The following is a 9,838-nucleotide window of genomic DNA, read 5'->3' as shown; positions in this document are numbered from 1 at the left end:
CTGCTGCCCACCGACGGCGTCACCGACGACACCGCCCTCGTCATCGTCCGCCTGTGACACAGCGCGGTGGGCACGCCCCCGGCGTGCGGCCGCTGACCCGTCGGTACGCCGTCCGGCACCGGAGTGCACCTGTGCGCCCGTGACCCGGACGACCCGCGAGCCCGGACCTGCGGCCGGTTCGCGCCGCGCGGGGTTTCCCGGTGCGGACGGGACCGTGTCGCGCCCGCCCCGGCCGCTGGTCGCCCGACACGCTCCGCCCCGGCTCGAACACGCCCCGACGGCCCGACGTCCCAGGCGGCGCACCGACCTTGTGCAGCACCCGGCCGGGACACGGCTGATTCTTCCGTTCCTTCGGCAATCAGGTCGCGGAGTCGCGGCGGGTCTTGCCCGACACGATGCCACCTCCCTAGGGTGTCCGGATGATCATTTCTTCCGTCCGCGGGCACTCCGCCCCTGCAGCGACGGCGGACCGAACGGGGCGCTGACATGGCGCTCCAGGTGTACCGCCTCACCCCGTACGAGCCTGTGACCGAGGCAAGGTACGACGACTGCTCCCCCGATGCGTACCGCACCCGCGCGCAGACCGCCGCGGCCCTCTCCGATGCCGCCGCCGGGTTCGTCCGGGAGGCGGGTGCGGAGCGGCTGGTGATCGGCAGTCCGATGGTGAAGGGCTTCTTCTCCTTCTCCACCCGGGGCTCCGGCGGGCCGGACGGCCCGGCCGGAGTGTTCCCCGGCGACCCCACCGGTTTCCACGACGGCGCCACCCTGCCGGCGGCTGCCGGTCTGACACTGCTGCGAGCGGTTCTCCAGCGGGAGGGCGCCTGGTGCAGGCTGCGGGCCGGCCGCCGGTTCTTCCTCCACCCCGGTCACCGCGACGACCTGTTCGTCGGCTTCGACGGCGGCGAGGGCCCACTCCGGGCGGCGCTGACCGGGGCTCGGAGCCTGGGGTTGTTCGCGGAGAAGGTCGGGCGTTCCCCCTACGACCCCGCCCTCGACGAGACGGACGTGCGGCCGCCCGCCGACGGGGTGTTCTGGACCGCTGTGCACTGCCTGGTCGCCGAACGCGGGGCGGTCCTGCTGGAGGAGGAGTACGCGGCCCACGGCCGCCGCTGGCACCGGCTGGCGACCGAGGCCGCAGTGACCGCCGTCCGCCGACGCCTCGTGCCGCGGGCACGGCTGGCCGTGTGGCCGGACCTGACCGAGGACATCGAGGCCGTCCGCGCCGAGATTCGCGCCGGCAGACACCCTCACCTGCTCGTCCGTCAGGAGGCCGACGGGACCTTCCCTGCGGAGCGCGTCGCCGAACCCTGGATGGGCCGGGCCGACGGCCCGCACCCTGCCGTCCCCACCGGTCCGGGACGGCGGGCGGGCCTCGTCCCGCTCCAGCCGGCCCATCGGCGGCCGCTGCTCGCGGCGGTGCTGCCCGACGCCGACGGGATCGTCCGGGCCCGGTGGCGGACCGACCCCACCCCGGCCACCGGACGGCGCGCCCTGCTCGCCGGCCTGCGGATCGGCGACGTGGTGACCGGCACCGTGGCCAGCGACCTGGACGACGTCGGCGTGCACGTGGACCTCGACCACCCGTCGGGGCGGAGCGTCGGCTTCCTGCGGATCCCTGAGATGTCCTGGACGCGCTTCGACTCACTGGACGAGGTGGCCCCACCGGGCCGCCGGATCAGGGCGCAGGTCCTCGACATCGACTGGGCATGGGAGCGCGTCGGACTGTCCGTCAAGGCCCTGCAGCCCGACCCGTGGCGCCTGTTCGCCGACCGCCTCCGACACGGCGCCGAGCTCCCCGGAACGGTCGTCAGACTGGTCCCGTTCGGCACCTTCGTCCGGGTGGCACCGGGCGTCGAGGGGTTGGTCCACGGCCCCTGGTCCGACGGCCCGGCACCGGTGGTCGGCGACCCGGTCCGCGTCACCGTGCTCGCCGTGGACCGGCCGCGCCGCCGCATCACGCTCGGCCTCCCGGCCGATGCCTGCGACTACGGGTGACCTTCCTGGGGTCGGACCGTGACGTTCACCGACACCCACCACCCACACGGTCCTGGGCACCGTTCCCCTGGCGGCCCACCGGCACGCACGTGATCACCGCCGCCTACAGCGGCGACCCGGTCTACCGGGACAGCCGCACCGCCCTCACCCTGACGGCCCTCCCCCGCTGAGCGGCACCCCAGCCCCTCTCCTGCTCCGGTGGGGCGTCCGCGATCGGCCCGTACACGGCCGCGGCCGCCTGCGTGCACTCCCCCACCAACTCCGTTGCGGTCGCGATCAGACGCGTATGACGCCTGCGCCTCGCCGGCGCCTCCAGAGGTGCGCCCACAACTGACCCACCCGTCCTGCACAGCCCCGGCGTGGCCGGCCAGGGCCAACCTGCACGCGGCCGGTCCTGACAGCGGAGGGGCGCGACGGGGCGGGCACGGTCACCCCTGTACGCCGGCGGCCTCCAGTTCCAGCAGTTCCTGCTCGGCACGCTGCTGGTCGGCGACTGCGTCGATCCCGTGGTCCACCGCCTTCGCGTAGGCGGCGACCCGGCGCCGGGCAAGGTCGAGGAGCAGCTCGTGCGGCCCGGGCTCGCCGCTGCCGGCGGTCTGCCCGGGGCGCACGTTGTCGTCTGCGGCCTCGGACACGGCGCGCATCGCCGCACGTACCTCGGTCAGGTCCGACAACTGTCCGCCACGCCACGCCAGGTACTCCTGGCGCAGGTATCCGATCGCGCCGTCTTCGCCGTTCCACTCGGGCGCGTCCGGGCCGAGCGGGCCGAGGCCGGTGCTGCCGTGCCGGTCGAGCTGCCGCAGTTGCAGGGCGGCGCCGAGAGCAGCCGGGTTCGGCAGGCTGCCCAACCCGCCGGCCGTGCCGGTGCCGGTGCCGGTGCCGGTGCCGGTGCCGGTGCCGGTGCCGCCCGGCAGGGTGGCGGCGGGCAGCATCGTGCGGTCGAGCAGTGCGGCGTGGCGCATCACCCACTCCCGGTCGTGCATCTGCGGGGTGCCGTGGTTGGCGCGGGCGAGGTTCAGCATCGCCGCCGTCTCCACATGTGGCGCGGGGGCGTCCGCGTAGGCCTCCTCCGGCGTCGGGGCGGCCGGACCGGTGGTGTTGTTCGGCATACGGTGGTTGCTCCTTGATGGTTGTCGGGTGCTGTGGACGGGACGGCCCGCGTGGAACGGCCGGGCGGGGCGTCGCCGGCCCGGGTCCACAGGCGGGCCCACGCCCCTGGGTGCAGCAGCTTCTCCAGCCGGCTTGTGGTGGCAGCACCGTCCGGCACCTGGTGGGTCTCGGCGTCGACGGTGACCCGGACCGCTGGCCGGTCTTGGTCTACGGACGACACACCCGCCCGACCTTCACGGTCCACCCTTTCGGAATGGTCGAATTCCTCCACCGGTTGGTCCGCGCGGACTACGACGGGTGGTCGTCCTGGCCGATCAGCATAGGTGGGGACCTGTGGAACCGATCGCCACCGACGTTCGTCCACTGGCGGTTGGAGCAACTCCGGTGGGAGGCAGGACTCGACCCGGCGACCGGCGAACCGGACCCCCACGCCGACATGTTCCCGCGCTGACCGCCCATGCCGAGCGAGGAAACCGCCACCGGGACGGGACAGCACCGTCCCGCCACCGGCGGTCGGGGGAGGCAGCGGAACGGGCGGGCGCGTGGAGGATCGAACGGGTTGACGTCGTCAGTCTGCGCCCCGGGCTTCACCGGACAGCTGGAGACGCCTCGTCCGGGTTCAGGTCGGGGCAGGTGAGGGCCTGATCGATCAGCGTGCGGATCTGCTCGTCCTGGAGGATCCGCTCGTAGCCCTCGAGCCGGGACAGGCGGTGGTCCGACCGCCGAACCCTGAGCAGCGCGGTGCGGACGGCAGGGCTGATCCCGCCGATCCGGATCAGGGCCTGCAGCGCGTCGTGGAAGGAACCGAAGGTGTCACCCCCGTCGGCGATCGGCAGCACGAACTCCTCCAGGACGCGGATGGTCGGCCCTGCCTGTCCCGTGATCGACCAGAGCGTGGCCGCCGCCGTGAGTCGTGTCCAGTGCGTGCTGTTCTCCATGATGGACCGGACCCGCTCGGCGAACGGCGCGGCCTCGCGGCCGAACTCGGCCAACGCACCGAACGGGCCGAACGCCGGATCCTCCGCAGCCAGGACCGCATCGCCGACGAGCCGGAGCGTCGCCGCGCGGTCCCCGACGATGCACGCGGTGGTCCAGGTCACCGACCAGTGATTCCCAGGATGGTCCAGCACCTGGCAGGTTCGCAGTGCAGGCTCGGCGGAGGCCGCGGCAGGGCCCAGCGCCCGCAGCACGTGCAGCACGCCGATCGAGGTCCAGGTGTCGTCCAGGAGCGGCAGGAGATCCGGCAGGGCCGGCAACGCGTCCTCTTCCCAGGCCGCCAGTACCTCGACGAACCCGCGGGTCGCACCACCGCGCGCCCCACCCTCCCGGATCGCTTCACCGATCGCGGGCACCAGCACGTCCGCGTGGGCCCGCAGCGGGATCAGCACGTCCTTGATCTCCGGCCGCCTCGGGTCCGCCGTGGCGTATCCGCGCCCCGGCTCCTCCTCTTGCGCCCGGAGCCGTTCGACCAGGCCCGGCAGAGCACGAGGGTCGCCGATCCGGGTCAGTGCCCATCGGGCGACCTCTCCGGCCGTGCCGTCCAGGAATTCGTCGGTTCCGCCGTCGTCGAGCAGCTCGGCGAGCCGGTCGGCGTACGGGGCCGCCGCCAGGCCCGTCGCTGCGAGCATGTTCGCCGCCCGGTACCGGACGGCCCCGTCCGGATCGTCGAGCAGTCGGCCGGCCAACGGCAGCAACGTGCCGCCCACGGAACGCCGTTCAAGGAGGAGCTGCCACGCGAGGTCCATCGCCTCCCTGCACAACAGGGCGTCTCCGGTCCGGCCTGCCGCCTCGATCAGCCGAGTGAGGAAGGACAGCTGCACCTCCGGGGCATGCTCGAACAGCCGGGCGATCCACCAGAGAACGATCTCGCGGGTGCAGGGGTCCTCGACCGACGGCACGAACCACGCCTCCTCGAACCGCGGCCGCACCGCAAGGTCGGAGAACACCTCGACCAACCGGTCCAGATGGAGCGCAGCAGACCCGGGTTCGGGACCGGCCGAAGCGTGGACGGCGGCGACCCACATCACCGGATCGTCCCCACCGAGCACGTCCGCCAGCACCGCTCGTGCCGCTGTGACAGCCTCCTGGTCGGTCCGCGGGTCGGACGCGGCCTCACCGAGGGCCAGCAGCACGGCCAACCGGACCGCCGGGTCCGTCTCCACCCGCCACACTTCCAGCAGCCCGGCAACGCCGTCTGCAAGGGGAACCGCCGCCCGCCGCACCGCCGGCTCCGGGTCCGCGAGCAGGGCCCGTGCTCCCGTCCAGTCCTCGTCGGCCAGGGCCGGCGCCTGGATGTGGGTCAGCAGCTCGACGAGGGGGACTCGCGCGCCCATGGCAGGGTCGGCAGCGAGCGCGACGACGAAGGGCAGGGCGACGGCGGCTGCGGACGGTGTCTCACACCCGTCTCTCGTGACGAGGGAGTAGAGCGGGTAGCAGTCCTCCTCCGTCGCATGAGCGCCCGCCCGGGCGAGCTTCCGGAGTGCCCGTGGCACCTCCTCGACCGAATCCAGCGGGTGGCCCGTCTCAAGTCCGTCCCACACCACAGCGTCCAACGCTTCCAACGACATCCCCGTCATCGTCGTCCCGTCCACCGGTCAGTCGTCCCGTTCGCAACCGCCCGCCATCGTCCAGGAAGCCCGTCGTTCTGTCGCTCGAAATTCGCCCGCCTCACTCACGAGCCTCGGATGTGTGGACACGCGCGTCGCCTCCTCGCTCCTCGAATCCCCTCGCCGATCCGGAACCGCACATGTCTCGCCTCCCCGCCGGCAAAGCGTTCGACGGCCCGCTGCTGCGGCCCTACCCTCGCGCGGTGATGAACGCGATGACGAACACGGTCGAGACCGGACGACACGACACGCCCCAGCGTCAAGTCGGACCCGTGAGCCAACCGCGGGCGGTCGGACGACGTGGCGCAGGTCCTGGCTCCGGCATCAATACACTCCTCTCATCAGCGCCTACGTTCCGGTGCTGTGCCCGAAGAGCAGGGGGGATGTGATGTCGACGGTCGGCCTACAGAGGGTCTGGAAGCCGTCCGTGACGGAACTCTGGGCGGGACGGCGCCCTCTGTGGTGGACCGCCGGCCCGACGGGGGAGCTGGCCGTTCTGCTCGTCCATCGGCAGTTCCTTCGCCGAAGCCGCTACGTGAAGGGCTGGCCGGGCTGGGGCCCGCAGGTCCCATTCGATGCGGTGCTCGTGATTCGCCGGGCTGACGGGTCGCTTCGACGTCGACCGATCAAGGGCATTCCGGTCAGGCCGAGCCACATCGCTCTTCTCCCGGAGTCCCGGCTCCTCATCGTACGCGGTCGGGCGGGCAAGGAGGAGTCGGGCACATGGAGCCCGAACGCCGTGGTGTTCTCCCTGGAAAGCGGTGAACAGGAGGCCGCCTTCTGCATCGGCGACGACATCCCTGCTCTGGTGACCGATCGCGGGGGATCGATCTGGACGGCCTACGGAGACGAAGGCATCTACGGAGGGCATCCGGAGTCCGCAGCCGGTCTTGCCGGCTGGAATGCCGGAGGTCAGGCGACCTGGGCTCCGGGAGGCCGCCTTCCTGACGCGCCTCTGGAGGGATGCACCGCTGCCACCGAAGGAGACCGGGTCTGGCTGGTCTGGTATTCCGGCAGTCGGCGGGGAGGCACGTTCTTGACGCGGATCACCCCGTCGACCGGTGAGGTGACCAGTTGGCCGAGCCCGGTGCGCGCCCCGGACGGGTTCGCCGTGCGCGGCCGTCGAGCAGTCCTGACCAAGCGCGATCACAACCGGCGGTCAACCGAAGTGGTGCGAGCGGAGTTGGACGGTGATACGTGGAGTGTGACCGAGCGACGCAGGATTCGCGTGCCCGGACGGGTGGTCATGCGCTGCGGTCAGGGTCGTGACGGTCTTCTGTGGCTGCGCACCGGCGACACGTGGCTGCGCATCGAAGCCTGACAGCGGCCGAGGCCGTGCAGCTCGTGATCGACGGGCCACGCCTGCTCGCCGCTCGGCAGCGCGACGGCTTCTCGAGGTGAGGGGCCCCACCCTCCGCGGTAGGGCCCCTCACCGCGCACGGCCGAGGTCCGGCTCGTTCTCAGGCCAGGGAGAACTTCTGGGCGCCGGAGCCGTTGCAGTCCCAGATCTGCAGCCGGGTGCCGTTCGCGGTGGCGCCCGACGGCGAGTCGATGCACCGGCCCGTGGTCGGGTTGGACATCGAGCCGTCGGCGTTGGGGACCCAGTTCTGGTAGCCGCCGCCGTTGCAGGTGGCCAGCTGGAGCTTGGTGCCGGCCGCGTTGACACCGCCGGCGATGTCCAGGCACTTGCCGAGGGTCTGCAGGGTCTGGCCGCTCCAGGTCCACTTCTGGTCGAGCGAGGTAGCCTGCTGGCAGTCCCAGAGCTGGACCGCGGTGCCGTCGCCGCCGATGTCGTCGCCCGCCACGTCCACGCACTTGCCGCCCGGACCGTAGATCGGGGTACCGATGGCGAACTTCTGGGCGCCGGAACCGTTGCAGTCCCAGATCTGCAGCCGGGTGCCGTTCGCGGTGGCGCCCGACGGCGAGTCGATGCACCGGCCGCTGGTCGGGTTGCGCAGTGAGCCGTCGGTCTGCCGCACCCACGACTGGTAGCCGCCGCTGTTGCACGTGGCGAGCTGCAGCTGCGTGCCCGCGGCGCTGTTGCCGCCGGCGATGTCCAGGCACTTGCCGAGGGTCTGCAGGGTCTGGCCGTTCCAGGTCCAGTGCTGGTCCTTGGCCCCCGACTGGCAGTCCCAGAGCTGGACCGCCGTGCCGTCGCCGCCGGTGTCGTCGCCCGCCACGTCCACGCACGTGCCGCCCGGACCGGTGATCGTCCGGCCGGTCACCGAACCACCACCGCCGCCGCCGGTGCCCGGGCCCTTGTTGTAGACGGCCACCGAGTCGATGACCAGCTTGCCGCCGGAGACCGTGGCCGCGTTCGGGCCGCCGCCGAAGGCGTCCGGGAAGCCGCCGCCGATCGCCAGGTCGTAGATGATGAAGAACGGGTGGTCGATCGCGTCGGCCCAGGTCGTCGGGTCCACCTGGTTGGCGTTGACGGTGAAGAAGTTGTTCCCGTCGAGGTAGAACCGGACCTGCTCCGGCGACACCGAACGGTCGATCTCCGCCGCGTAGTCGTGGAAGCCGGTCTGGCAGCCCGAACAGGCGCGCTCGCCCGAACCGATGCCGGTCGACTCGTTGCACGGGCCGCCCGGGTTCACCCCGCAGTGGATGGTGCTGAAGACGGAACCGCGGCCGTTGATGTCCTCCATGATGTCGATCTCGCCGGACTTCGGCCACGTCACGCCGGAGCGCAGCGGCGCGCCGAGCATCCAGAACGCCGGCCAGTAGCCCGCCCCGTTGGCGGTGTTGACGTTGGGCTGCTGGAGGACGGACTCGATCCGGACGACTCCGCCCGCCGGGGCGCCGAAGGACGCCGACTGGGTCTCCACGCGCCCGGACGTCCATCCGCTCCGCGGGTCGGACCCGGAGTGCAGGGCCTGGAGCACGAGATGGCCCTGGCCGTCGTAGTAGACGTTCGACGTGCTGCTGGTCATGGTCTCGATCTCACCGGTGCCGAAGTTGCTGCCCGGCCCGGTGTCGTACTTCCACAGGCTCTGGTCGACGCCGGTCCCGGACGCACCGTTGAAGTCGTCGCTCCAGGTGAGCGTGAAGCCCGACGGTGCGGGGGGCACAACCGCCTCGGCCTTCACCGCCGCGACGTTCACCGTCGGGACGACGATCGCCGCCACCGTGACCGCGACGACGGGAAGGATTGAGAGCGCTCTCTTCAAGGCGCGGCGTGGTGCCTGTGCAAATTTCCCTTGCATGTGTCGGACCTCCGAAGACGGGTTCGATGGTGCTGGGCCGCTCCGCAGTCCCCTGGCGACCTGCCGCGGCGGGTGGTGCGCGGCCCTGCGCCCTGCCGCCCCGGCCGCATCCGTCGGTGCCGGACAGGTGGACGCGGACCGTGGCACGGCCGGAGTCGCCCGCCGGCTTCACCGGGAGGAAGACTCCCGCCGCCGCAGAGCGGGCAAGGGGCGAGGACGGGCTGGGTGCAGCTGTGGCGGCAGCGCCCAACGCGGCCAGGAAGGAACGGCGGGAAACCCCAGCTGCCCTCCTGAAGTGCGGTGATCGAGCATCAAGACATGAACACCACAGGAGTGTTGGCCTGTGTTGGTTTCTGCGCGGTGAACTTATTGGACTGAACCAATGCCGTCAAGGTCGCGCACCACGTCGATCTCTGCGGCGGCATCCGCGCGGCAGCGGGAACTCATGACTCCTTGAACCCGAGCAGCGCACGAGAGCGAGCCGTGTTCAGCTGACGCCGGGTCAGACGGTGCAACTCGCCGAGCAGGGCACGGAGCTGGTCGACCGGGGCCGCCCGTGTCGGCGCCGCTGGGTCGGCAGCCCCACCCCCGGCGCGCCGTGGGTGGGGCGGAGCCGCCGCGCCAGGGGAGACCGGAAGGCGGATCGGGAAGCGCGCCGGACCAGGCGCAACGGCCCGGCCGGCCCGTTCAACGCCGGCCCCATTCGGCCCGACCGGGCGAGACCCGGAGCGTCGGCACTCCCCCAACCCACCAGGCCGGACGATGGCCCGGGCGCGTCACCACCCACCCTCACCGAGTGGGATCGGCACTGCCGGCCGCGACACGCCGGTGACCGGAGCTGCGCGCACATCCGAACGGGTGAAACTCGCGACGGCGGCGCCGGCGGCGAGCACCGCCTTCGGGCCGAAGGCCTCGGCGGCC

5 protein-coding genes are annotated in these 9,838 nt (G+C 72.2%); 2 read left to right on the top strand and 3 right to left on the bottom strand.

Going from position 1 to position 9,838, the window contains the following annotated elements; genetic code table 11:
* Window positions 1–486 precede the first annotated feature (486 nt).
* Window positions 487–1,995 (top strand): S1 RNA-binding domain-containing protein, encoded by a 1,509-nt coding sequence (locus ABD353_RS38145; protein ID WP_344628323.1) that lies wholly within the window; start codon window positions 487–489, stop codon window positions 1,993–1,995.
* Window positions 1,996–2,423: 428 nt separating this feature from the next.
* On the opposite strand, the gene ABD353_RS38140 is transcribed toward ABD353_RS38145, so the two are convergent.
* Window positions 2,424–3,104: a hypothetical protein gene (locus ABD353_RS38140; RefSeq protein ID WP_344628322.1), complete on the bottom strand. Its 681-nt coding sequence runs from the start codon at window positions 3,102–3,104 to the stop codon at window positions 2,424–2,426.
* A gap of 588 nt (window positions 3,105–3,692) precedes the next feature.
* Window positions 3,693–5,672 (bottom strand): hypothetical protein, encoded by a 1,980-nt coding sequence (locus ABD353_RS38135; RefSeq protein WP_344628321.1) that lies wholly within the window; start codon window positions 5,670–5,672, stop codon window positions 3,693–3,695.
* 466 nt (window positions 5,673–6,138) lie between these two features.
* On the opposite strand from ABD353_RS38135, the gene ABD353_RS38130 reads away from it, so the two are divergent.
* Window positions 6,139–7,032 carry a hypothetical protein gene (locus tag ABD353_RS38130; RefSeq protein ID WP_344628320.1) on the top strand — a complete coding sequence of 298 codons (894 nt, stop codon included), beginning with the start codon at window positions 6,139–6,141 and terminating at the stop codon, window positions 7,030–7,032.
* A 139-nt stretch (window positions 7,033–7,171) separates the two neighbouring features.
* Here the strand turns inward: ABD353_RS38130 and ABD353_RS38125 are convergent, their stop codons facing one another.
* A complete protein-coding gene (locus ABD353_RS38125) occupies window positions 7,172–8,881 on the bottom strand; it encodes a ricin-type beta-trefoil lectin domain protein (RefSeq protein ID WP_344628319.1) in 1,710 nt (569 codons plus the stop codon).
* Window positions 8,882–9,838 lie beyond the last annotated feature (957 nt).

It is taken from the genome of Kitasatospora arboriphila (genome assembly GCF_039528095.1).
Taxonomy (GTDB): Bacteria; Actinomycetota; Actinomycetes; order Streptomycetales; family Streptomycetaceae; genus Kitasatospora; species Kitasatospora arboriphila.
This window is presented reverse-complemented; position numbering and strand designations above follow the sequence as displayed.